The sequence below is a fragment of the Alicyclobacillus sp. SP_1 genome, from assembly GCF_024706985.1.
Taxonomy (GTDB): Bacteria; Bacillota; Bacilli; order Alicyclobacillales; family Alicyclobacillaceae; genus Alicyclobacillus_I.
The window spans coordinates 157,588-181,274 of record NZ_JAMCCX010000028.1; the positions used below are offsets into that span (position 1 = coordinate 157,588).

The following is a 23,687-nucleotide window of genomic DNA, read 5'->3' on the forward strand; positions in this document are numbered from 1 at the left end:
CTCCAAGAGACAATTTCACGGAGGGGATAATGTGTTTCGAACGGTTTTGTTCGATGTCGACGGAGTGCTGTTGAGTGAGGAACGATACTTTGATGCGACTGCGTTGACTGTGCATGAACTGTGCTTCTCTGCAAACTTCTTGGACCTCGCTGCTGCGTCAACTGTCCCTTTTACGCCAGCGCCGACGGAGGCGCAGATGCGTGCGATTCGAACGCAAGTGATGGATGGGGATAGGGCGCTACACCACATGAAAAGTCGGGGTATCAATGCAAATTGGGACATGGTTTATCTGCTTTTCGCTTGGCAATTCGCAGAACTTTGTCGTTTCGGGGAGGTTCATCGATTCCATCAAGTTACAGCTGAAGATGTGGACCAACGAGGCTCGACAACAGTCAAGAAGACGCTTCGAGACGGGGGTGCTCGCCGAGAGAAGTTGCGCGTTTGGATGGTGCGCATGGCCGAGGTAGTACGCGCAAAAGGGGCAGTGTATCATCCCGATTTCCACGCCTTCGTCGAGGTTGTGGACGCGTGTTCGAACAAATCGGAACTGTTTGCGGCGGTGAACAGTGCGTTGCAGACAGCGCTCGGAGCACATTGGTTTGCGTCGCTTCCGGAGGACCTCTGGGAACTCGGTAGGGAGGTCTTCCAACAGTGGTATTTAGGGGATGAGTATCTTATGGAACAGTCCTCAACGTCTGGACCACTGGATGTGCACAAGACGGGCAAACGAGGGTTCCTTCGAGACGAAGTTGCCATCGTGGACATGCAGAAGTTGGCTGACATCTTGAAGCAGTTGGCGGCTCGCGGGGTGACGCTTGGCATTGCCACCGGTCGTCCAGAGTTGGAAACGAAAGTTCCGTTAGAGGCGCTTGGGATTTTATCCTATTTTGATGCAAATCGGATTTCCACCGCTTCCGACGTCCTCGTGGCGGAAGCCGAGTGCCCTCAAGCGGCGCCTTTGTCCAAGCCACATCCGTACAGCTATCTGCGGAGCCTCATGGGCCGCAGTCAACCTGCAGAGTTGCTCGAAACCGTGCTACCTGTTCCGCGCGAAGTAGGCGAGGCCACGCTGATTGTCGGCGATTCTGTGGCCGACGCACTCGCTGCAAGAGCTCTTGGCTGTCGATTTGCCGCCGTTTTGACGGGCCCTGCGGGTGATTTGGCGCGCAAAGAGTTTGAAGACTTGCAAGCTGATTATATCCTTGCGGATGTGCTGGAATTGGCGAAAATAGGTGGTTGCAAAGTGTTATAGGTCATGCTATGATACACCTTGTCGTCTCGGGCTGAACTTCAGTTTTCGAGGAAACAGATGTGACGGGCTTGGAGAGATGTCCGAGTTGGTCGAAGGAGCACGATTGGAAATCGTGTAGGCGGTTTAAACCCGTCTCGAGGGTTCGAATCCCTCTCTCTCCGCCAGGTAAGGCGGCGTAGCTCAGCTGGTTAGAGCACACGGTTCATACCCGTGGTGTCGGGGGTTCGAGTCCCTCCGCCGCTACCATTAGACTTGGGTTGTCAGTCCGTCCTATGTGCCACTTTGGCTCAGGGGTAGAGCGGCTCACTCGTAATGAGCAGGTCCCCGGTTCGAATCCGGGAAGTGGCTCCATAAAGAAATCTGTTATAGCAAGGATTTCGGGAAGGTCATCCAGAGATGGGTGGCCTTTTTCCCGGATTTGTGTGTCGCTTGCGTGTCAAGCCTCTCGGCAACCTAGTCATCCAATTGTGTTTCTAGTTCTTCTGTGGCTTCGTCCTCCATGTCCGGAAGATCGTGTCTGTATGTGTCCAAAGTCGTTGTACTTTGATTCAACCGTTCGAATGGGCTACGCTGCGATTTAGGATGCATCGAACGCCTGTTCTTGGAGGCGCATTGAAATGTGGCTATGAGGAAAGGTGGGAAGTGCGTGGGAAATTCCCTGGAGATTGCAGTGTATGCGGGTGAAAGCAGCGAAAAATATGCTAACATCTTGCGCGCACACGGTTGCGAGCGAGTGACGTGTGCGAAGAATTTGGAAGAAGCGCGAACGAGTTTGCGGGAAGCAGAGATCCTTTTAGCCTGGAGATTTCCGATTCACTTGCTGACAAGCAACGAAGCAGGCAAGATTCGTTGGATTCAATCGCTTGGCGCTGGCGTGGACGACTGGGTTGCCGATGACATGACAGAAAGGGGAATTACGTTGACCCGCATGGTCGGGCAGTTCGGACATGCTATGGCGGAACATGTTTTTGCCTATTTGTTGGCGTTGGAAAAGGAAATAGAATCCATTCGCCAGCAACAGATGGAACGTGTTTGGAAACCGCGATGGACCGGATTGCTTGGCGGACAAACCATCGGCATCGCCGGACTTGGGTCCATCGGGGCAGAAATGGTGCGTCTTGCACGCGCTTTCGACATGAAAGTTTACGGATTGAGCCGTACAGGTGAGCGCGCACATCTTGTGGATCGTCACTTTACACCAGATGAATGGACAGAATTCGCGAGACATCTCGATGTTCTCGTACTCACCTTGCCTCTGACTACACGCACCTACCATGTGATAGATACAACGGTTTTGTCAGCCCTTCCGTCGAATGCTGTGCTCGTCAACGTAGGGCGGGGAAAATTGGTAAACGAGTCGGCTTTAACGGAATTTCTAAGGAAAGGGCGAATTCGTGCTGCCATCTTGGATGTTTTTGAAACGGAACCTCTTCCGATGGACAGTCCGCTCTGGACTCTCTCGAATGTCTATGTGACTCCGCACATGTCAGGTCCGACGCGCATCGAAAATGCTGCACGTTTCTTTTTGGGGAATTTACAGAGATATTTGGAGGGTCTTCCGTTACAAGGAGTAGTGGAGCCAAAGCGTGGCTATTGAAGTACAGAATTCTGTCCGTCTTTGCGGTGTGTGAATCACGTCGAAAAGAGTGAAAGGGTTGTTTATAAAAGCATGCGGGGAGGGGTCCGCAGTCTGTGGACCCCGTTTTCTCTGGCATTCTTTATGCGCGTTGCAACAGTCCGTGTGGGTCAAGCACAAATTTGCGCGCCACGCCACGGTCAAAACTTTGATACCCAGTGGGAGCCTCTGACAGTGGCAGAACCGTTGCGTTGACAGCTTTCGCAATGTGCGCTTTATCGTTGAGGATAGCCATCATCAAATCACGGTGGTAACGCATGACGGGCGTCTGGCCTGTGGTGAAGGTATGCGCTTTCGCCCAACCAAGACCAATTCGAATGCGCAAAGACCCGATTTTCGCTTCTTCGTCCACGGCACCGGGATCGCCCGTTACATACAAACCGGGAATACCCAAACGACCCGCAGCTCGTGTGATGTCCATGATGGTGTTGAGCACGGTGGCTGGGGACTCTTTATGATTCTGCCCGTGACCATGAGCCTCGAAGCCGACACAGTCGATGGCACAGTCTACTTCTGGAACCCCTAGGATTTGCTCAATTTGTTCGCCAATGTCGGCGTGTTGCGCTAAATTGATGGTTTCACAGCCGAAGCTACGCGCTTGAGCCAAGCGCTCTTCATTGAGGTCCCCGACAATCACGACCGATGCTCCAAGTATTTGTGCGGAATGTGCGGCAGCTAATCCAACCGGTCCTGCGCCTGCAACGTACACGGTCGATCCGGTTTTGACCCCTGCACTCACTGCTCCGTGATACCCGGTAGGAAAGATATCCGAGAGCATGGTCAGGTCGAGAATTTTTTCCATCGCCGCGTCTTTGTCGGGAAATTTCAAAAGTTGAAAGTCAGCGTATGGGACCATGACATACTCAGCTTGACCACCGACCCATCCACCCATGTCGACATAACCGTATGCCGACCCTGGCCGATCCGGATTGACGTTGAGGCAGACGTGCGTGTTTTGCTCACGACAATTGCGACACCGACCACATGCGATATTGAAGGGGACGGAGACAAGGTCTCCCTTTTTCATGAATTCCACATCCCGCCCTATTTCGATAATTTCGCCTGTGATTTCATGACCGAGCACCAGACCTGAAGGCGCCGTAGTTCTGCCCCGCACCATGTGCTGGTCACTTCCGCAGATGTTGGTCGACACGACTTTGAGGATAACACCATGTTCGCATTTGCGGCCAACATTTAACGGATTGACGCCAGGGCCGTCCTTGACCACCAATTCCGGATATTCTGTGTTTTCCACTGCAACTTGACCTGCTCCCTTGTAGACGACTGCGCGATTTCCACTCATGAATAGACATCCTCCTCTGTGTCGAATCTCTGGTTGTTCGTGCGAAATGAAAGACCCATTAGGTCATTTATTTCAACCAACTCATAGCAGCAGCTTCATTGGCAGAGTTGGACAACCACGTTGAAACCCCTTCTGCTGGTGTCGAAGAACTGTTGATGTCTTCTTCGAGCGCCCCCAGCTGGTCCGGTGTTAATTTGAAGTTTTGAATCCAACCGCTGACCGTGGGATTTTTAGCAGCCCAGGCCTTGTTCGCTTCGGTTTGAATCCAGCCGCTTGCACCAAAAATAAGTTTCGGGTCGGTAACGTATTTCAATTTATATTTTGAAAAGACCCAATTGGGACTCCAGAGGGTGACAACAATTGGTTTCTTTGCCGCATAAGCTTTTTCCAATGCTGCGACCATGGCAGGACTGGAACTGGCTATCAATTTCATCGGCAGACCATAGACTTTGATGGCTTTCGCAGCAAGACCCATTTCACCCGCGCCAGCATCAATTCCGACAATTTGATTCCCGAATTCAGACGCATTGGCTTTCAACTGTTGAATGGTGTTGACATTGGTGACATATTGGGGAACAACAAATCCCTCATTCGTGGTTCCTTCGTACCATTTGCCGAGGTCGGTCAGATTCGCGCCGTATTTCTTCATATATACTGCGTGCGTCGTGGGTAGCCATGTGTCAAAAAAGACATTCAGTCCACCCTCTGACAGTCCAGCAAACAGCGGACCAGCGTCTAGCATTTTCATCTCGACCTTGTAGCCTTTGGACTGCAGCAAATTTTGCCATAAGTACGAAGTCGCAACATCTTCCGGCCAGTCGACGTAACCAATGATGACAGTCTTGCCGGCCCCTGGTGAGGAAGTGGATGATGTGCTGGTAGACGTGGTGGTGGTGGACGTGTTCGAACTACCTGAATTGCTCGGTTGATTGCTGTTTGAATTGTCGCATCCAGACAGGGCGAGACATACCAGCATGGCACTCGACAGCGATAATACTGCCTTTGTCTTCTTGTTCATTTGACACCCTCCTCAATCGGATTCCACCATTATTGGTTTGTCTCTACCGAGTTTTTGGGAGACCCGGTCGAGAATGATGGCTAAAATGACAATACTGATGCCGGCTTCAAAGCCTTGACCAACGTTGACCGTTTCCAGAGCGGACATAACGTCCGCGCCGAGACCGCCAGCGCCAATCATGGACGCGATGACCACCATGGACAGGGAGAGCATGATGGTCTGGTTCACACCGGCTTTAATACTGGGAATGGCCAATGGAATTTGCACTTTCCACAGCAATTGCCAGTCGGTCGTGCCGAAAGCGGTAGCAGCTTCCACTAAATTTCCCGGCACTTGAAGGATGCCTAGTCTCGTCAGGCGAATTGCCGGTGGCATCGCAAAGATGACCGTCGCAAAAATTGCAGGTACGAGTCCGATGTCGAAGAAAATAAGGACAGGCACGAGGTAGACAAAGGACGGCATAGTTTGCATCAAGTCGAGCAGCGGAGCGATGACGCGATACGCCTTCCGGCTTTTTGCCGACCAAATCCCGAGTGGCAGACCGATGACCACAGATACGAGGGCGGATAAAATGACCAATACTAACGTGGTGATCATGTCATCCCAGAGCCCAAGGTCGAAGATAAGAGTGAGCCCGATGATCGTACCTAGCGTCAATTTCCATTTTCCGGACAGGTAAGCTAGAACCGCTAGAACGAGGACAACAATCCACCACGGTACGGCGCTGAGGCCATTGGTTGCTCCGTCCACGACTACGCGAATGACATTGGCCACATCGCCCAGAAACGGACCTATGAGAACATAGAGCCAGTGAACAATGTCATTGACCCATGCTGCTAGCGGCAACCGCGGGAGCATAAGCGTCTCCTCCTTGGGAGGCAAAAGCCTCCAAAATTGAACTTTTAAAAATCAATCCACAGAGAACGCCCTCGTCGTCGATAACGGGAAGTGGATACTTAGAGCGTAAAATCATGTTGACTAAATGGTCGAGGTGCGCGTTCGCGTGCACAGGTGTCACGACTTCTATGTCGCTCTCGGTGAGTACTTCACGCTGTTGGGCGATTGCGTTGGCCAGTCGGTCGGCACTGACAATGCCGAGCAATCGTTTCGCGGAGTCGACGACGAAACCGCTGGACAGACCTGTTTCATTGAGGACGCGAAGGGCAATCCGCGGTGAATCGTTTTGAGACAGCAGCGGCAGCGCCGGGCGCATGACGTCGGATGCGACCAACACTTTCGTGATGTCCACTCCTCGGACAAACTTGGCTACGTAGTCGTTGGCGGGATTTGCAATGATGTCGTCCGGTGTGCCGATTTGAACAATTTCGCCGTCCTTCATCAGTGCGATGCGCGCACCGAGCCTCAAGGCTTCGTTGAGGTCGTGTGTAATGAAGACGACAGTTTTGTGTAACTTGTCCTGCAAATTTAAAAGTTCACGCTGCATTTCGTCTCGAATCAGCGGATCCAGCGCGCTGAAGGCTTCATCCATCAGTAGAATGGCTGGGTCGTTCGCCAGTGCGCGTGCCAGTCCCACGCGCTGTTTCATACCACCGCTTAGGTTTTCTGGGTATTGGTTGCCCCAGCCTTCCAATCCAACTAGGCTCAACTTTTCTTCGGCCACTCTCTGGCGCTCCGACTTGGGCACGTTTTGAATCTCCAACCCAAAGGCGACATTTTCAGCGACCGTTCGGTGAGGAAGCAAAGCGAATTGCTGAAATACCATAGATACCTGCTTCTGTCGGAATTTCAGCAGGTCTTGCTTAGACATGGTCACAATATTTTGATTATTAATGATGATGTTTCCTGAAGTTGGCTCAATCAGACGATTGAGACATCGAAGCAAGGTCGATTTTCCGCTTCCCGACAAACCCATAATGACGAATAACTCTCCATGCTGAATGTTGAAACTGGCCTGGTTGACTCCAACGTTACAGCCGCACCGCTCGCGAATTTCTCCTTTGTCCACACCGGACCGCAGTAACTGCAGCGCTTGTTCCGTCTTGGAGCCGAAGATTTTTGTCACCTGATGGACTTCAATAGAGCTGTCCAAGGCCATCCCCCTTTGTTCTCTGAATAGAGTAAGTTGCTGTCCGGCAACTTCCGGTCTTCGGGACGATGGAATACGTTCTCGACGAAGGCGAACTAAAAAAGCTTGCAAGCTAAAAAAGTGAACTGTCTCGCAGGGATGCATCACCACTTCTCTGTGTTTTTTGTTCAGTTAAAATATTTAGTTATTTCGATGGATTGTGTCTGACTTGGTGATTGTGTCTGACTATGGTCGTAGGTGGATACTGATGTGATGAACTTAAACTGCGCTTTAAAAATCGTGATTTCTCAGTGAGTATGTTCGTAATCATGATTGAATAACGCAAGTATAGCGATGCTTGTCGTTTCGGTCAATCATATTTTTTTCTATGTCCCTATTTACAATCTTGATTAGACATCGTAATATTCAAAATATAATCATGATTACAGAAACCGCAAAGAGGTCCGATACACGCGGTGGATGGATGGTCAAGACATTTTGTAACGTTTGAGGAGAGATGAGAATGGGACAATTCGACATGTTGCTGTCCCCGGCCAAAATCCGTCATGTGGAGGTGAAAAACCGCATTGCGGTCACAGCCCATGCTACAGGGCTGAATCCCAATAGTTACCCATCCGATAAGTTCATTGCTTACAATGCCGAGAAAGCCCGGAATGGTGTGGGCTTGTTGATGACCATGGGTTCCGGTTCTGTCCACCCGACTTCTCCTAATTCAGACTGGGGGGGCATTCACAACTGGGACGAATCCATTCTTCCTTATCTCCGAAAAATGTCCGAAGCCATCAAGCCGCATGGCGCGATTTTAATGGCGCAAATTTCGCATCGGGGCCGGCGCGCCAATCGGGATGTGACGTGGTTGCCAATTTATGCTCCGTCGGACGACCCGGAGCCGCTGCACCGAGACATGCCTCACGAAATTCAATCCGAGGATGTTGATTGGCTCGTTGATGCTTATGTTCAAGCCGCATTGCGGCTGAAACGTGGTGGATTTGACGGCGCGGAAATTTCGGCTGCGCATGGACACCTCATTGACCAATTTTGGTCTCCCATCTCCAACCACCGTTCGGATGCCTATGGAGGGTCTCTTGAGAATCGCATGCGCTTTGGAATGCAAGTGATTGACGCTGTGCGCGATGCAGTTGGGGACGACTTTTTAGTCGGCTTGCGCATGACTGGAGACGAATTGATTGAAAACGGATTGACGGTCGAAGATATGCAACAGATTGCACTCAAGATAGCGGAGACCGGGAAAATAGACATTTTGAATGTGATTGGCTCCATTGGCACGACTGAGTACCATCAAGCACTCACTGTACCTTCCATGAATTATCCGGCGGGTATTTTTACCGGCTTTGCCGCTTCAATTCGAGCGACTTTGCAAGAGAATGGATTCGATATTCCGGTTTTGGCATGTGGGAAAATTGTCCACCCGCTTCAAGCGGAGACCATTTTAGCAGAAGGTCAGGCTGATTTTGTGGGCATGAACCGTGCCATCATTGCCGACCCGGAGATGCCGCAAAAGACCATGGATGGCAGAATTGACGACATTCGCTTATGTATGGGTGCGAACGAGGGCTGCATTGGCCGAATTTATGTCGGCAAGCCGATGATTTGTGTACAAAACCCTGTCATCAGCCGCGAGAGTGAACTCATTCCCTGGCGTCCCGCGACTGCACAAAAACGCGTTGTTGTGGTTGGTGGTGGGCCCGGTGGACTGGAGGCTGCAAGAATGGCGGCCGAACGCGGACATCAGGTCACGCTCTTGGAAAAATCGAGCCAACTTGGAGGGCAAATTCGCCTGGCCGGGAAAGCTCCCAACCGCGATGCTTATACGCAATCCGTTGATTGGCTAGAGGGTCAGATTCGCAAACTCGGTATCGACGTAAGGCTCGGTGTCAACGCTGATGAGGAGGACATCTTGGCCTTGCAGCCAGAGGCGGTCATTATTGCAACGGGATCGACCGCAAGAAGACTTCATCTGCCCGGTGCGGATGCTCCTTTTGTGTTTACGGCGAGAGATGTGCTGGAGGGAGGGGAGGACATTGGGCACAAGGTTCTCTTCATCGACGAGCACCATCATCAAGAGGGGCTCTCCACAGCGGAATATTTGGCGCAGCGTGAACATGAGGTGACCGTCATTTCACGCCTGTGGATTGTCGGCGAGGAAATTGATGGAACGCTTCGACCAGATTTGTACGCACGGCTGGACAATTTAGGGGTGGTGATTCACCCTAACGTGTTGGCGAAACAAGTGGAAGCAGACGGCAGTGTGCTGGTGGAAAACTATCATTCCCATCGAGAGTGGACGATGGGTCCGTATGATGCCATCGTGGTCGCTGCGAAAGGCGTAGCGAATGACGGACTGTGGAAAAAACTGAAAGGCAAAGTTCCCGAGTTGCATCTTATTGGCGATGCGGTTGCTCCACGGGGGCTGCATGACGCGCTTCTTGAAGGAACTCGCGTGGCGCGTGTGGTCTGAGATGCACCGATTCAGCCGGAATGGTCGAACAGATGCATGACCGGGATTCCCGTTCATCCGAGTTACCTGATGTCTGGGGGGACAGACGATGTCTTTCGATGGAGCGATAGTAGAACCGACCGTGCTCGTGCTGGCGGATAAGTCGGCGGGAGATTGGTCGACTGTCACGCTGGAGTTGCTCGGTGATGCAGAGCTGTTGGCCAATAAAGTGGGGTGGACGGTCAAGGTTATGGTGTTCGCCGCACCAGGGGCGGTGCGCGACGAGGATGCCCGAAAACTTGCAGCGCACGGAGCGAAGGAAGTACATGTCTGGGAGCATGAGAAGTTTGGTCCTGTGCTGGTGCCTGCACAGTACACTCATACTCTGCGCTCTTATCTCGACGAGAGTATGCCACGATTAATCCTCTGTCCGTCCACTCCTCTATGGGTGGAAGGCGTGGCCGCCGCAGTGGCACCGTACGGAGCGCTGGTGGCATCCGACTGTGTCAGCGTGAAATTAAACGTTCGTTCAGACCTTGAACTCGTTCGAAACTATTGGAATCAAAAAACGCACGCTACGTGGACTTTTTCTGGTCAAAGACCATGGGTCGTTTGCTTGCATCCAGGAGTTGCAGGTGTGGGTCGGCCAAATCCGGCTTTATCTGCTCCCGTCGAGCGGCATCAAGCCATCGTTTTGGAAGAAAACGTTGAGACTCTGGAATGGTTTCCTCCGCATCCAAGTCGACTGGATTTGGTGGAAGCAGAGAGAGTGGTCGCGGGCGGGCGTGGCATTGGCGGTCCCGAAGGATTTGCCGAATTAACGCAGCTCGCGGAACTCCTTCATGCTGCAGTTGGGGCCAGTCGAGTCGCGGTCGATCTCGGTTGGATTCCCTACTCTCGTCAAGTCGGCCAAACTGGCAAGACGGTGCGGCCGCGCCTGTACATGGCTTTTGGTATTTCTGGCGCCTCCCAACATCTGGACGGCATGCGCGATGCGGAGACGGTGGTCGCCGTCAATCTCGACAAAGAGGCAGCTATTTTTTCCGTCGCTGAATTGGGGCTGGTTGGCGATGCACGGGCAGTCATTGAAGAATTAGTCCGCCTGTTGAAACCTTCGGAGCGAGCAGAAGGGGCGCGTGCGGGTGCCGCCGCAGCGCTGTCGAACGTGTGAGGGAGGGAAGGCCATGAAAGTACTGGTGTGTGTTCGTTCAGATCTACCTGCGCCAATGGCAAGAGTGGACAATATCCAACGCCTGATGGAGGAGTGGTCTGCCGAGTGGGCGGGGGTGCTGGAGCCTTCCTGCCGCAGTGCGTTGCAGTTGGCGAAAGACTTGTCTGGTCCATCCGGTGGGTTTACGGCGCTCTCGTACGGTAGAGGAGAGTGTAGAGCCGCGCTGGAGGTTGCAAGAGCCTACGGAGCCGTTGACGCCGTGCACTTGCAAAGCGCAGAGGGGTCCTTGCGCCATGACGGGAACACCATTGCACGGGCACTGGCAGCATGGGTTGGCGAACGCTCGTTCGATGTAGTCGTGTGTGGAAACTCGAGTGGTGTCGGGCCAGTCCCAGCTCTCGTTGCGGGCCACCTAGGCTGGCCCGTGGTGACGCGAGTTGATGGATTCAAAAAGTTTCTGCCGCAGGATGACAGCTTCCGCGCTATCGAGCTGACTCAGCGGCTTGATGCGGGTTGGAAGCGGCAGGTATTGGCCCGCTACCCGGTCGTGCTCTCAGTTCAGAGTGGCTTTATCCCTCCGCAATATGTGTCGGTGCGTCGGCGCAAAGAGGCAGTGCACGGTCTCGCGTCAAACGTCACGGAGTGCGAACTGCCCGTGTGGACGGATGGGCATGCTCCGGCGGTTCTTCAAGCGTTGACTCCACCGAAGCCGAGAACGAAGCGAACAGCGGTGCCGGACGCCAAGTCGAGCGCAGCGGATCGACTAAAATCTTTGATGGGTCCGGCAGCCACTAAAAAAGTGGAAAAGCCGAAGGAAGACGAAGGACCGCGCGTGGTGGAAGGAAGCGCGGTGGAATTGGCAGAAGAACTGCTTCGCTTCTTGCGCAAAAAAGAATTTTTGTCCAACTCCTAAACGACATGGCTTGTCCTTTGACGGCGACAAGCAGAAAGGAGGAGTTTGAATGGCTTTACGGATTGTGTTGGCACTCTTCACTCTAGTTCTCGCGATCACCATGTTGGGACTCCTCATCGTCCGGATGCGTCCGATTCTCCGGGCTATGGCCAGTGCTCGCCAGGTTGTTCGGTGGGACCAGCCGCTATACCGCATTCGCTCGACCGCGGCTCAAGTGTTTGGTCACAAAAGACTACTGCGCCAGAGACTCTCCGGGATACTTCATTTGTTCATTTTTAGCGGCTTTGTCGTCCTCTTGCTCGATATTATCGAAACCATCGGACAACTTGTTTATCCGGAGTTTTCGATTGGGCCAGTGCTTGGTTTTCTCGTGGACTGTTTTGTCCTACTGGTCCTAGCGGGCGTGGTTCTTGCGCTGTATCAGCGCAAAGTGCTGCACCCCAAACGGTTTGAAGGTTCGGACGAGAAGGATGGAGAGTTGATTCTTGGAATGATCACACTGATTGTAGTGGGAATTGCCATTCATAACTCATTCTTCCGATTGTTGGAGCACCCCGTGTTTGGTATGACCACGAGTGCCGATGGTCATTTCCTGTCCTATCTGCTCGATCCACTTTGGGTCCGCCTGGGATGGGGTACGCCCATGGCTGCTTCCATCGGATACAGTGTGGGGTATGCTCTCGACATTGGCACCATTCTCTGGTTTCTAGCATATCTACCCACTTCAAAACATCTGCATGTGTTTTTTGGAGCTCCCGCCGTCTTCTTTCGTAAGCTTGGTACTCCGGGACGTTTTTTGCCAACCGCCACGGAGGTGCATTCGTCGGGTGACAGTGGGATAAGCGCGACGAGGGACATGACGGTCCAGCCTATTCAATCGTTTGCGGATATGACATGGCGAGATGTGCTCGACTTGTTCACGTGTACCGAGTGTGGTCGCTGTCAAGACGTTTGTCCGGCGCATCAAGCCGGTCAACCACTGTCTCCCAAAATGTTGATTCTCGACTTGCGAGACGCTCTCGTTCAGCAGACGCGTGGAGTTGAGTCTTCAGTGGTCCGTTCGCTGTCTTTGGCAGGTGACGTGATTTCGGCCGAGACGCTCTGGTCGTGTACGACTTGCGGTGCATGCCAAGAGGCTTGCCCTGTATTCATTGAACATGTGCCGAAAATCGTCGGATTGCGAGCCGCTCTTGTGGAGAGAGGTGAAGTCGAGGAAAGACCGCAAGAAGTTCTCGAGCACTGGGGCGAGGAACGCAACGCTTACGGAAAGATGCCAGAAACTCGTCCAGCTTGGCGCAATCGAGTGACTTACCATTTCAAAGATTTGCGCCGTGAGTCCGCCGAGTGGCTGTGGTTCGTTGGAGACGTGGCTTCCTTTGACAACGATTTAGGGGTGGCACGGTCAGTGGATGCGATTGCCACGTTGCTCGGCGGCGCTGGTCTGGATGTAGGACTTCTCTATGACTGGGAAGGCAGTTCTGGTAACGACGTCTTGCGGATGGGTGAATACGGTTTGTTTGAGCAACTCGCGACGGAAAATATGCGAGCCATGGAGCGGGCGCAGTTTGAGCGTGTCCTAACCTCTGACCCACACAGCTTCAATGCACTACGCAACGATTACCCACAGTTGGGATTTAAAAAGCCCATTTACCACTATAGCCAGGTCTTGCAACAGTTGATGACAGAAGGGAAAGTTGCTCCCACACATTCTCTGGGCATTCGAGCGACATTCCACGACCCTTGCTATTTAGGGCGGTGGAACCAAGTTTTCGAAGCGCCTCGTGACATCTTGCGGCGTTGTGGCGTCGACATTGTTGAGATGCCTCGCAGTTTTGCCAACAGCTTTTGCTGCGGCGCCGGTGGAGGTCGCATGTGGATGAATGAGGCAGGCATGAAGGAACGCCCCTCAGAAGCACGAATTCGCGAAGCGCTGGAGCTGCCGGGGGTTACTCATTTTGTGGTGAGCTGTCCTAAGGACATGGTGATGTACTCGGCAGCCGTGACCGCGCTCGGTTGTCAGGACCGTCTGTCGGTGGTAGATGTCGGAGAATTAGTGCTTGAATCGACGGGTTGGCAGTTTGCGAGAACTTCTGCTAGTTGACGTGTGCCGCTTCAAAGGCCGAGTTATGACTTCGCAAAGCTGGCAATGGAAAGACACGAAGGAGTGGGAAAGGCGAGTGACGACCGTGGAAGAACAAGAATATTTGGTGCTTGCTCGTAGCCAAGACGTCCGCGAAGGAGAGCCAACGTCTGTGGTGTCGGATGGCGAAGTGATTTTACTCACACGTGTGCACGGGCAGTTGCATGCGGTCAGCGGTATATGCACCCACGCATATTCAGAATTGGCGGACGGAGAGCTGGACGGAACTCGGCTTTACTGCTCTCTTCACTTTGCATGTTTTGATGTGAGGACGGGTGCCGTGTTGGAAGGGCCAGCAGAGCACCCGCTGCGCGTCTATCCGGTGTTTGAACAAGATGGGGATATTTTGCTGCGACGCGAACGGAGGGTTCAGGGTGCATAGTCCGACGTCCATTGTCATCGTAGGCGCAGGAGTTGCTGGTGTGCAAGCGGTCGAGACACTGCGCAGAGAAGGGTATGAAGGTGCACTGACGGTGGTCGACAAAGCGGCCGAGATTCCTTACGACAGGCCGCCACTGTCAAAAGAATTTCTTGCCGGTACGGTTACTGCAGAAGACATCGCATTGCGCTCGCCGGGCCATTGGAATCAGTGGGATGTCGATTTGCGACTGACGGTCGAGGCGACCCAGATCGATCCACGTGAGCACACCCTCACCACTGCGAGTGGCGACGTCATTGCGTGGGATAAGGTGTTGTTGGCGACGGGATCGACCCTTCGAGAATTGAAGGTACCAGGAATAACGCTCGACGGGGTCTTTTATCTCAAGACGCTGGAAGACGCCGCTCGCCTGCGTGCCGCCTTGTCGGAGGTTCAAGAATTGGTGGTCGTTGGAGCTGGGTTTATTGGTGCAGAGGTAGCCTCTACGTGTCGAAAACGTGGCCTTCACGTCACGGTTCTCGAGATGATGAAGTATCCGCTGGCGCACATTCTAGGTGAAGATTTAGGACACTACTTCGCTCGTCTCCACGAAGCGCACGATGTCGACCTGCGCACGGAAGAGTCGATTGTTGCCGTTCATGGTAAGACGCGAGTTGAGTCAGTTGAGACTTCTAAAGGGCAGACGATCTCTTGCCAAGCGGTCGTGGTGGGAGTTGGCGTGATGGCCAACACGCCTATTTTGCACGAGCAGTTGGAGGTGAGTCGAGGATATGTCGTGGACGCTTTTGGAAGGACGTCCCTGCCCGGCGTGTTTGCGGCTGGCGACTGCACTGTTTGGCCGTATCGCGGCCACATGATTCATGTTGAACATTGGGATCACGCCGTTCAACACGCGAAAACGATTGCAAGAAACATGTTGGCCGAAGAGATGGTTCCATATGACACGGTTCCGTATTTTTGGTCAGACCAATATGGTAACCGTTATCAGTACGTAGGTCATGCTGCGAAGTGGTCACAAACCGTGACGCGGGGTTCGCAGGCGGAGCATCGGTTCACACAGATGTATCTCGATGAAGAAAACAGGCTCTTGGCAGCACTGGTCGCGAATCGGCCCAAAGATGTGATGAGCCTCCGTCGATTGATTGATGCAAGGCGACCGGTCGACCGCATGCAACTGGAAAACGAAGCACTGTCTTTTACCCAATTGTGAGGAGGAATTTTATATGGCAACTAAGCTTGTGGAAGGCGGATGGCCTGAAGGGACGATTGTCCGTCCCACTTTGCCGGGAAAAGACTATTACGACGTTCAAAACTATCAAAGAGAGTTGGAGAAAATCTGGTTTCGGACATGGCTCTGTATAGGCCGGGTTGAAGAGTGGAAGAACGCTGGTGACTTTATAACGACTCAAGTGGCCCACGAGAACGTCATGAGTGTGTTGACCAGCGATGGCCAGATAAAGTCTTACTACAATGTCTGTAGGCACAAGGGCTCTCGCCTGTGCGAGGGGTCTTCAGGACATTTCCATCAGGGGCGCATCTTCTGCCCTTATCACAGTTGGGGATACAACGCTGACTCTGGTGCCTTAATTCGCACACCCAATCTACCAGACGACTTAGAAGGCTTTTGTCGTGATGATTTTAGTCTCTTTCAGGTGCGGACCGAGACGGCTCACGGTTTTGTTTTCATTAACTTTGACAAGGATACGGAATCTCTGGAACAAGCGCTGGGACTGCCCGAATCGTTTGACATCTATGAGCGATATCATTTTCAGAGATTGCGGTTAGGGCATAAAAAATCGTATGTGGTCGAAGCAAACTGGAAATTAATCATGGAAAATGCTTTGGAGTGTTACCACTGTTCTACGATTCATCCAGAGTTGAGTCGTTGCACACCGCCAACCATCGCTCGTCACTGGGTTCACGATGAAGTTCCCGGTACGAAAATTTTGATGCATGCAGGAGCCATGCAGTTGGCGCCAGGATTTGAGCGTATGACGATGGACGGGGTGGGGCGACGCCCGTTCTTTCCTGATATTACGGAGCAGGACCGCAAAGGAATTTATTATTTCTTTATTTTCCCTCATCTTTTCTTCGCCGTGGCATCGGACTACGTATTCTATTTCTCTGCTTGGCCTATGGCTGGAGATAAGACACTGGTCGTAGGACATTGGTTGTTTGAACCAGAAGTTCTGGAAAATCCCGAATATGATATTTCGGATGCCGTCGACTTTTGGGATATTACGAGTGTCGAAGATTGGAAAGCAAGTGAACTGGTTCAACAAGGAAATCAATCCAAGGCTTACGAGCACGGTGGCGTGTTGATTCCAAACGACTGGCGTGTAGGTAAGTTTAGTGACTATGTTCGCAATGAGTTAGCCGACTAGTCGTCAGGCAAATGCTGTGGGTGGCCAGGTTATCAACCTGTGACGATAGAAGAGCACCCAAATTATCGGAGAGGAAGTTGAGAAAATGTCAAAAGTAACTTTGGAAGTAGCTAAAAAGTTAATAGAGAGTGCAGAGCAGGAAGCGCACAGATTAGGTGTGGCGATGATTATCGCTGTTGTTGACGAAGGTGGAAACTTCGTTGCTTGCCAGCGCATGGACGATGGATGGTTGGCGAGTGTCGAAATTGCCCAGTCTAAGGCATGGACAGCGGTGGCACTGAAGACACCTACCTCAGGACTTGCGGAAGCAACCGTGCCGGGTGCAGAATTGTACGGATTGACGACAACAAATTCTGGAAGAATTATCGTCTTTGGTGGCGGCATACCACTCGTCAAAGACGGCAAAGTGGTGGGTGGCGTGGGTGTAAGTGGTAGTTCATGGGAAAACGACGTGCGCGTTGCAGAGGCTGCAGTCGCTGCGTTTGAGAGTCTGTCATAGAAAACGTTCTCGCAACGAAAAATCTGCCTTTTTCGAAAACGTATGAATTTAGACCTATCAAAATTAAGAGCAAGAGCGGCATGCCTTCGTGCATGCCGCCTGCTCCGTCCTCTTGGAACGTGCGCGGTGTGTTGGGTTGAAACGAATTTCGCGGTGAGGCGAGGGGATTGTATGGCAGTCATGAACACCCACATTGAGTGGACGGATGTGACGTGGAATCCGACGACTGGGTGCACAAAGGTCAGCGAAGGTTGCCGACACTGCTACGCGGAAACGATGGCGAAACGGCTGCATGCGATGGGGCAGTCTCGATATGCGAAAGGCTTTCAGTTGACGCTGCACGAAGATTTGCTGGAGTTGCCTTTGCATTGGAAGAAACCGCGGCGGATTTTCGTCAACAGCATGTCGGATGTGTTTCACAAAGACGTACCCGATGACTTTGTCTTTCGGATCTTCGAAACGATGAATCGTGCGACACAACATACTTTTCAAGTATTGACCAAGAGGCCAGAACGATTGGCCAGAATGGCCAGTGCTCTGTCTTGGACTTCGAATATATGGATTGGAACCAGTGTTGAAGACATGAAAGTCGCGCGGAGAGTAGATTTTTTAAGAGTGGTTCCCGCTCAAATTCGCTTTCTTTCTTGTGAACCGCTGCTCGGTTCGCTTGCAGAATTAGATTTAACTGATGTAGACTGGGTTATCACAGGTGGCGAGTCTGGCCCTGGAGCTAGACCTGTGCATCCAGACTGGGTTCGTGAACTGCGTGATAGTTGTGTTCGGGCGGAGGTTGCATTCTTCTTTAAGCAGTGGGGCGGCGTTCAGAAACATCGGACTGGCAGAACTCTCGATGGACGAACGTGGGATGAACAACCAGGACGATGAGCGCAACATTCACTCTCTTTGAGAATTTGCTAGACAAAGGTGATGGACTTTGGCACACAGTGAGTCGCAAAAGGCGCAGATTCGCCAGTTGTTCATTGACGCAACGGCGCGCATCATCGAAGAAGAAGGTATTGAGAACGTCACCATCCGAAAAATTGCTGATTTAGCGGGATTCAATAGCGCGACCATTTATAATTATTTTGACGAGTTGTCACACCTCGTGTTTTTTGCGTCCATGAAATTCCTGAAGCGCTATACGGACGATTTACCCCATTACATGGCTCGAGCCCAAGATGTTTTGGACGAATATTTGTTAATCTGGGAATGTTTTTGTCACCATTCGTTTCGCCAGCCGCAGATTTATCACGCGATTTTTGGAGCGAATTTAGGGGATGTTCCAGGCGACATTCTCAGAACCTACTATAACCAGTCCCCGGAAGACCTGGATAACTTTCAAAGTGAATTAATTCCTATGTTTTTAGAGCCGGACTTGAAGAAACGGTCAGAGATTTCTCTGCGCAAATGCATTGCCGCCGGATATGTCGCGGAAAGTGAGGCAGCAGAAATTAACGAACTGGTCGTTTTAGTGTATCACGGCATGTTTTCTCTGTTTTTGAACAATCGGAGGAGCTACACTGTAGAGGAGGCCACCAAGCGAACGGTTCGCTACATTCGAGGCATTGTCTGCCATTCACACCTTCTCCTCGAGACCTCTCCAACTTCCGTAACCACGCCTTAATTTGCCTGCAAGAAAAGTTCAGAAAGCCTATTACTCTATAACGACCGTGTAACGGGCGGAGAATTTTGTCATAGCTCATGTCCCGAAGGGTCGTGAGTGTTTTATCGGACGAGAACACTGGGCCGGAGAAATTCGGTCGTCTGTTTTCGTCCTTTCTTTACGTTTGCTTTACATAGACGTGACAAGAGTTTTACAAGGATTTCACGGAAACTTAATCTTAGAATCCTATGATAAAAAACGTGATGTGTTTCGACCAATAAACGAGGGGGTTATATCTGTGAAAGTGAAGTCTGTTGGCCTTGCGGTGAGTGCATTGGCGATGACCGCTCTGGTGGCTGGCTGCGGTACTCAGGCTGCGACGAGTGCGAATTCCTCGAACAGCGCCGCTACAAATACCAGTTCGAACAAAACGGCTACCAATACCTCGAATACGACCAGTTCGACGACTACCAGCGGTGTCACGGATATCACGTTTTGGGTAGGACATCCTTCAGGAGCACTCCACAAAGCGATTCTTGCAGAGGTCAAACACTTTAACGACACCCATCCGACGATTCACGTCGATGTAAAAATCGTACATGTTACCAACAAGGGTATTCCCGCGTTTATCGCCCACAAGGCGCCGAACGTTGGTGAAATTGAGACTGCGTCCATTAAAAAGTTCATCAATGCTGGTGCCGTTGTCAATTTGGCCCCGTATGTCAGTGGGTCGAATGGATTGTCGGCGTCGCAAATCAAGGAACTTTACTATCCGTCTGTGTGGAAAGATATGCAGGGCCCAGGGAGCGCTCAGTATTTAATGCCGCTTGAGAAAAAGTCTGCCGTGGTCATCTATTACAACGAGACGCTCTTCAAAAAGGCAGGTATCCATTCTGCTCCACAGACTTGGAACCAGGTCTTTGACGACATTCAAAAAATTACGGCTCTCGGCGGGAAAATTCATGGTTGGGCGTGGACACCGCTGTTGCGCGAGTTCTTCGTAATGGTGAAAGACTATGGAGGACACATTTACAAAAACTCCGAACATACAAAATTTGACATGGACAGCCCGCAGGCGACGCAAGTCTTGACAAAACTGCGCTCACTCGTGGCAGGCGGAGATGTCATTGTGGGAAAGAAATATGAATACCAGCAAGACTTTGGGACGGGAGATATTGGCTTGCTCGTCGATGCTTCCGCAGGTTGGACGTATGACTACGGCTCCGTAGGTGGAAAATTCCCAATGCTTGCGACTCCTGCTCCGCGAGGAACAGCACCCATACCTTACAATTGGATTAATGGCGGGTCGCTCATCATGTTTAACACGGGAACGACGGCTCAGAAGAATGCCGCTTGGACGTTCATGAAATGGATGTCTAGCCCGGATAACAATGCTTATTGGAATGAGCATACGAACTACTTGCCACTCGGACCCGCAGCGGATGCAAAGATGGCTTCCTTCTACCAAACCAACAAGGCATATGCGGCATCCTTCTCTGACCCAGCGGGCTGGATTATGAAACCGCGCAGTAACCGTTATTCGGAAGCACAAACGGCGATGACCAATGACTTCTTGGAGGCATTAAATGGTCAAATGCCCGTGACACAGGCTTTGCAGATGATGGATAAGGTTGGCGACAAATATATGTCAGGTAACGAGAGGCTGTAAGATTCGATGGGAATATTGCAGAGTACTCCGGTGTCGGACGTTTCTGGACTGGAGGCCGAACGCTCGCTTCTTCGCAAGAAGCGAGCCGCTCGTCTTCGGCAGGCTTGGATGGCACTTTTGTTTCTTGCTCCAGCGGCTCTGTTTTTGTTGGTCTTCGTCTATCTGCCGTCGTTCGTTGCCTTGGCTATTGCCTTTTTTCACTACCATTTGGGGGGAGCATCAAGCCCCTACATTGGTATGACGAATTTTAGCGACGCATTGCAGTTCAACATTTTTCAAAAGTCACTTCTGAATACTGGGTACTATGCATTGCTGATGGTGCCAAGTATTCTCATCGTCTCGGTCTGTCTCGCGCTACTGCTGAATCGAGTCGGTACGTACTACAACTTTTTGAGAACGTTGGTCCTTTTGCCGTATGCAACGCCAGCTGTTGGAACGGCGATTGGATGGTTGTGGATTTTCAATCCAACGTACGGGTTAGCCAATGGTTTTCTGCACTGGCTCGGACTACCTGTCTCCGGGTGGTTACAGTCGCCTCGCATGGCTATGCCATCTATCGCCATTTATTCTTTGTGGCATGGAGTGGGATTCGACGTGATCATCGTACTTGCGGCGATTGCTGGACTTCCGAAGCAGATGCTCGAGGCGGCGGCTGTAGACGGTGCGTCTGCTTGGAAGCGGTTTTGGAAAGTGACTCTACCGCTGATCTCGCCGACGATGTTTTTCATTCTCATCATCACGACCATCGGTACGCTCCAGAGTTTTTCGCAAATATATGCATTGTCTGGAGGAACGGGTGGACCAGAGTATTCGACGATGACAACGTTGCTTCTCATCTACGATACTGCCTTCAAATACAGTCATTTGTCCTACGGGTCTGCGATGGCCATTTTGATGGTTATTGTCATCATCGTGCTTACGCTGACGCAGCGCTATGCTTCTAAGAGGTTTGTCTTTTATCAATAAACGCATACTCGAATGCTGCTTCCGTAGGGAACTTTGGTTGATTGAAGGAGGTTGAATCGTGGCGCGCGCTTTGAAAAAAATACCGCGTCCTGTGTTCGGATTACTCATCGGGCTGTCATTTCTGCTCCCCCTCTATTTTACGTTGGTCACGTCACTTGACACGAAGGCAGACGTTTTTCGTTTTCCGCCACATTTGACATTTGATTGGCAATGGAGTGTATACGCGCGGGCTTGGCACATGTTTCGTTGGCCCATGTATTTTGGCAACACAGTATTGATTGCTGCAGTGACGATTGCGTTGGCCTTGACGACGTCTATCTTGGCCGCATATGCGCTGAGTTTCATAGAGTTTCGTGGACGCAATCTCGTGTTTAGTCTCATTTTGCTTGTGCTGATGATTCCGGCAGAGGCGCATCTCATCCCGAACTACATCACGCTGGCTAAAATGAATTTGGTCGATACGTATTGGGCTCAAATTTTGCCATATGGTGCGTCGGTCTTCGGCATCTTTCTGTTGCGCCAATTTTTCTTGACGTTGCCGAAAGACTACTGGGAAGCTGCGCGCATGGACGGCTGCGGGCACCTGCGGTTTCTCTGGAGCGTCGCGTTACCACAATGTAAGCCAATTTTGTTCACGATTGGCCTCTACATTTTTATTGGTTCGTGGAACTCCCTGATGTGGCCCTTGATGGTCACGCAAAGTCACCACGTACAACCTGTCGAGGTGGCGTTAGCCCGATTCTTGGATGGCAATTCTGTCGATTGGCGGCGACTCTCCGCGGCGAGTGTGTTTACCACGCTTCCAGTGGTAATCATGTTCCTGATTTTTCAAAAGCACATCATCCGCGGTATCTCTCGAGGAGAGGGAGTCAAAGGTTGACAAGAATGCTTTTTCTCGCTTCTGTCGGATGGCGAGAAACATGGTAGACTGGGTGCGTGTCGTTCGCACTTGGTCTATTTTTTTGTGGGAGTTGATGAGAACGTTGGACGGATATCATTTTGCACATCCCTTGCGCGTGCGGTTTGCAGAGGTGGATGCGCAACAGGTCGTCTTCAATGCGCACTATCTTACATACTTGGATATCGCCTTTGCCGCCTATTTGAAACGAGGCGTACAAGTTTGGCAGGAGGGGCTGCCGCGGACCGTGATCGCCCGGACGACGTTGGAGTTTAAAAACTCGGCTCGATACGACGACGACTTGTTGGTGTCTGTGCGAACGGCTCACATTGGCCGCACCAGCTTGCGAGTCGAATTTGCGGTACTGCGAGTGGTTGGCGAGTCCGAAGAGTTGTTGGCGACGGCGGAGACGACCTATGTTTACATCCATCAAGATTCCAAGCGGCCAGCTCCTGTTCCGGACGACTGGCGCGAAACCATTCTGCGCTATGAGGGTCGAACAAGCCTCGACCCATCGGCTGCCGAGAAGAGGGAGGGAGACCGATGAATTCTCAGGAAGCGTCGCAAAGAGACGGTCGGCTCTATCAGAAAGTCGCGCTCATCACGGGAGCTGCAGGAGGGATTGGGGCAGCGACCGCTCGCCAGTTTGCCCGAGAAGGAGCACAGGTGGTGCTCGCCGACCTGCGCCTTGAGGCAGCAACGGAACTCGCTGAGGAGATTGTCAGCCTCGGTGGCGCGGCGACCGCTGTCCGAGTTGACGTGAGTGACTACGACAGCGTCCAAGCGGCAGTTCAATTTGCAGAGCAGACCTACGGGCACCTCGACATTCTTTTCAACAATGCGGGCATCTTTGGCGACGGTCAACGCGATGTCACAGACCTCTCACTGGACGAGTACCATCGCACCGTTCGCATCAATCAAGACGGTGTCTTTTATGGCATCAAGGCTGCCGGCGCGGCCATGAAAGAGCAGGGCGGCGTGATTATCAACACCGCGTCGATATACGCGTTTATCGCGGACCGTCGCCAATTCTCCTATCATGCGACGAAAGCCGCCGTCGTCGGAATGACGAGAGCCGCGGCTCTGGATTTGGCGAAATACAACATTCGCGTGGTTGCGATCGCACCGAGTATGATTGACACTCCACTGATTGACCCGTGGCGATCCGATGAGAGAGTCTGGAACACGGTTCGCAAAGCGCAGATGCGCCAACAGTTTGGCCGGCCAGAACAGGTTGCCGCCGTAGTGACTTTCTTGGCCAGCGACGAAGCGTCCTTTGTGAATGGGCATGAGTTTTTTGTGGATGATGGCGCCGCATCGTTCAAGCGGTGACGGGCGCTGCCGAGGGCGG

Annotated in this window: 21 protein-coding genes and 3 tRNA genes; 20 read left to right on the top strand and 4 right to left on the bottom strand. The window is 52.0% G+C overall.

The window, feature by feature from the left end:
- Positions 1-31: 31 nt before the first annotated feature.
- From M4I36_RS09030 to M4I36_RS09050, 5 genes are all read left to right on the top strand, one after another.
- Positions 32-1,252: an HAD family hydrolase gene (locus M4I36_RS09030; protein ID WP_258111391.1), complete on the top strand. Its 1,221-nt coding sequence runs from the start codon at positions 32-34 to the stop codon at positions 1,250-1,252.
- Positions 1,253-1,322: 70 nt separating this feature from the next.
- Positions 1,323-1,416, top strand: a tRNA-Ser gene (locus M4I36_RS09035).
- 5 nt (positions 1,417-1,421) lie between these two features.
- Positions 1,422-1,498: transfer RNA gene (locus tag M4I36_RS09040), tRNA-Met, on the top strand.
- Positions 1,499-1,528: 30 nt separating this feature from the next.
- Positions 1,529-1,603 (top strand) — tRNA-Thr (locus tag M4I36_RS09045).
- Positions 1,604-1,898: 295 nt separating this feature from the next.
- Positions 1,899-2,849, top strand: a complete 951-nt coding sequence (locus M4I36_RS09050) for a D-2-hydroxyacid dehydrogenase (protein WP_258111392.1) — start codon at positions 1,899-1,901, stop codon at positions 2,847-2,849.
- A gap of 121 nt (positions 2,850-2,970) precedes the next feature.
- On the opposite strand, the gene fdhA is transcribed toward M4I36_RS09050, so the two are convergent.
- From fdhA to M4I36_RS09070, 4 genes are all read right to left on the bottom strand, one after another.
- Positions 2,971-4,191, bottom strand: a complete 1,221-nt coding sequence (gene fdhA, locus M4I36_RS09055; protein WP_258111393.1) for a formaldehyde dehydrogenase, glutathione-independent — start codon at positions 4,189-4,191, stop codon at positions 2,971-2,973.
- A gap of 67 nt (positions 4,192-4,258) precedes the next feature.
- Positions 4,259-5,209 carry a glycine betaine ABC transporter substrate-binding protein gene (locus M4I36_RS09060; RefSeq protein WP_258111394.1) on the bottom strand — a complete coding sequence of 317 codons (951 nt, stop codon included), beginning with the start codon at positions 5,207-5,209 and terminating at the stop codon, positions 4,259-4,261.
- A 12-nt stretch (positions 5,210-5,221) separates the two neighbouring features.
- Positions 5,222-6,067: an ABC transporter permease gene (locus M4I36_RS09065; protein WP_258111395.1), complete on the bottom strand. Its 846-nt coding sequence runs from the start codon at positions 6,065-6,067 to the stop codon at positions 5,222-5,224.
- Positions 6,030-7,259, bottom strand: a complete 1,230-nt coding sequence (locus tag M4I36_RS09070) for a quaternary amine ABC transporter ATP-binding protein (protein WP_374985854.1) — start codon at positions 7,257-7,259, stop codon at positions 6,030-6,032. The genes M4I36_RS09065 and M4I36_RS09070 overlap by 38 nt, the downstream gene beginning before the upstream one ends.
- Positions 7,260-7,758: 499 nt before the next feature.
- Here M4I36_RS09070 and M4I36_RS09075 point away from each other — a divergent pair, with 499 nt between their 5' ends.
- The 15 genes from M4I36_RS09075 (at position 7,759) to M4I36_RS09145 (ending at position 23,668) form a co-directional block, all read left to right on the top strand.
- Positions 7,759-9,735, top strand: coding sequence for an oxidoreductase (locus M4I36_RS09075; protein ID WP_258111397.1), 1,977 nt, complete (start codon positions 7,759-7,761; stop codon positions 9,733-9,735).
- Positions 9,736-9,823: 88 nt separating this feature from the next.
- Positions 9,824-10,885, top strand: coding sequence for an electron transfer flavoprotein subunit alpha/FixB family protein (locus tag M4I36_RS09080; RefSeq protein WP_258111398.1), 1,062 nt, complete (start codon positions 9,824-9,826; stop codon positions 10,883-10,885).
- Positions 10,886-10,898: 13 nt separating this feature from the next.
- A complete protein-coding gene (locus M4I36_RS09085) occupies positions 10,899-11,798 on the top strand; it encodes an electron transfer flavoprotein subunit beta/FixA family protein (RefSeq protein ID WP_258111399.1) in 900 nt (299 codons plus the stop codon).
- Positions 11,799-11,847: 49 nt separating this feature from the next.
- On the top strand, positions 11,848-13,899 hold the full coding sequence (locus tag M4I36_RS09090) for a (Fe-S)-binding protein (protein ID WP_258111400.1): 2,052 nt from the start codon (positions 11,848-11,850) through the stop codon (positions 13,897-13,899).
- 76 nt (positions 13,900-13,975) lie between these two features.
- Positions 13,976-14,320, top strand: coding sequence for a Rieske (2Fe-2S) protein (locus M4I36_RS09095; protein WP_258111401.1), 345 nt, complete (start codon positions 13,976-13,978; stop codon positions 14,318-14,320).
- Entirely contained in the window at positions 14,313-15,527 is a 1,215-nt protein-coding gene (locus M4I36_RS09100; protein WP_258111402.1) for an NAD(P)/FAD-dependent oxidoreductase, read from the top strand. Before M4I36_RS09095 ends, M4I36_RS09100 begins: the two co-directional genes overlap by 8 nt.
- 13 nt (positions 15,528-15,540) lie before the next feature.
- Positions 15,541-16,701 (top strand): aromatic ring-hydroxylating oxygenase subunit alpha, encoded by a 1,161-nt coding sequence (locus tag M4I36_RS09105; protein WP_258111403.1) that lies wholly within the window; start codon positions 15,541-15,543, stop codon positions 16,699-16,701.
- 85 nt (positions 16,702-16,786) lie between these two features.
- Entirely contained in the window at positions 16,787-17,200 is a 414-nt protein-coding gene (locus M4I36_RS09110) for a GlcG/HbpS family heme-binding protein (RefSeq protein ID WP_258111404.1), read from the top strand.
- Positions 17,201-17,371: 171 nt separating this feature from the next.
- On the top strand, positions 17,372-18,085 hold the full coding sequence (locus M4I36_RS09115) for a DUF5131 family protein (protein WP_258111405.1): 714 nt from the start codon (positions 17,372-17,374) through the stop codon (positions 18,083-18,085).
- A gap of 49 nt (positions 18,086-18,134) precedes the next feature.
- Complete coding sequence (locus tag M4I36_RS09120) at positions 18,135-18,824, top strand: TetR/AcrR family transcriptional regulator (RefSeq protein WP_258111406.1); 690 nt, start codon at positions 18,135-18,137, stop codon at positions 18,822-18,824.
- Positions 18,825-19,101: 277 nt separating this feature from the next.
- Positions 19,102-20,472, top strand: coding sequence for an extracellular solute-binding protein (locus M4I36_RS09125; RefSeq protein ID WP_258111407.1), 1,371 nt, complete (start codon positions 19,102-19,104; stop codon positions 20,470-20,472).
- A 6-nt stretch (positions 20,473-20,478) separates the two neighbouring features.
- Complete coding sequence (locus M4I36_RS09130) at positions 20,479-21,438, top strand: carbohydrate ABC transporter permease (RefSeq protein WP_258111408.1); 960 nt, start codon at positions 20,479-20,481, stop codon at positions 21,436-21,438.
- 58 nt (positions 21,439-21,496) lie between these two features.
- The gene (locus M4I36_RS09135; RefSeq protein WP_258111409.1) at positions 21,497-22,318 is read left to right on the top strand and encodes a carbohydrate ABC transporter permease; all 822 of its coding nucleotides are present in this window, start codon (positions 21,497-21,499) and stop codon (positions 22,316-22,318) included.
- Positions 22,319-22,358: 40 nt separating this feature from the next.
- Positions 22,359-22,883, top strand: coding sequence for an acyl-CoA thioesterase (locus M4I36_RS09140; RefSeq protein ID WP_258111410.1), 525 nt, complete (start codon positions 22,359-22,361; stop codon positions 22,881-22,883).
- The gene (locus M4I36_RS09145; RefSeq protein WP_258111411.1) at positions 22,880-23,668 is read left to right on the top strand and encodes an SDR family NAD(P)-dependent oxidoreductase; all 789 of its coding nucleotides are present in this window, start codon (positions 22,880-22,882) and stop codon (positions 23,666-23,668) included. Before M4I36_RS09140 ends, M4I36_RS09145 begins: the two co-directional genes overlap by 4 nt.
- Positions 23,669-23,687 lie beyond the last annotated feature (19 nt).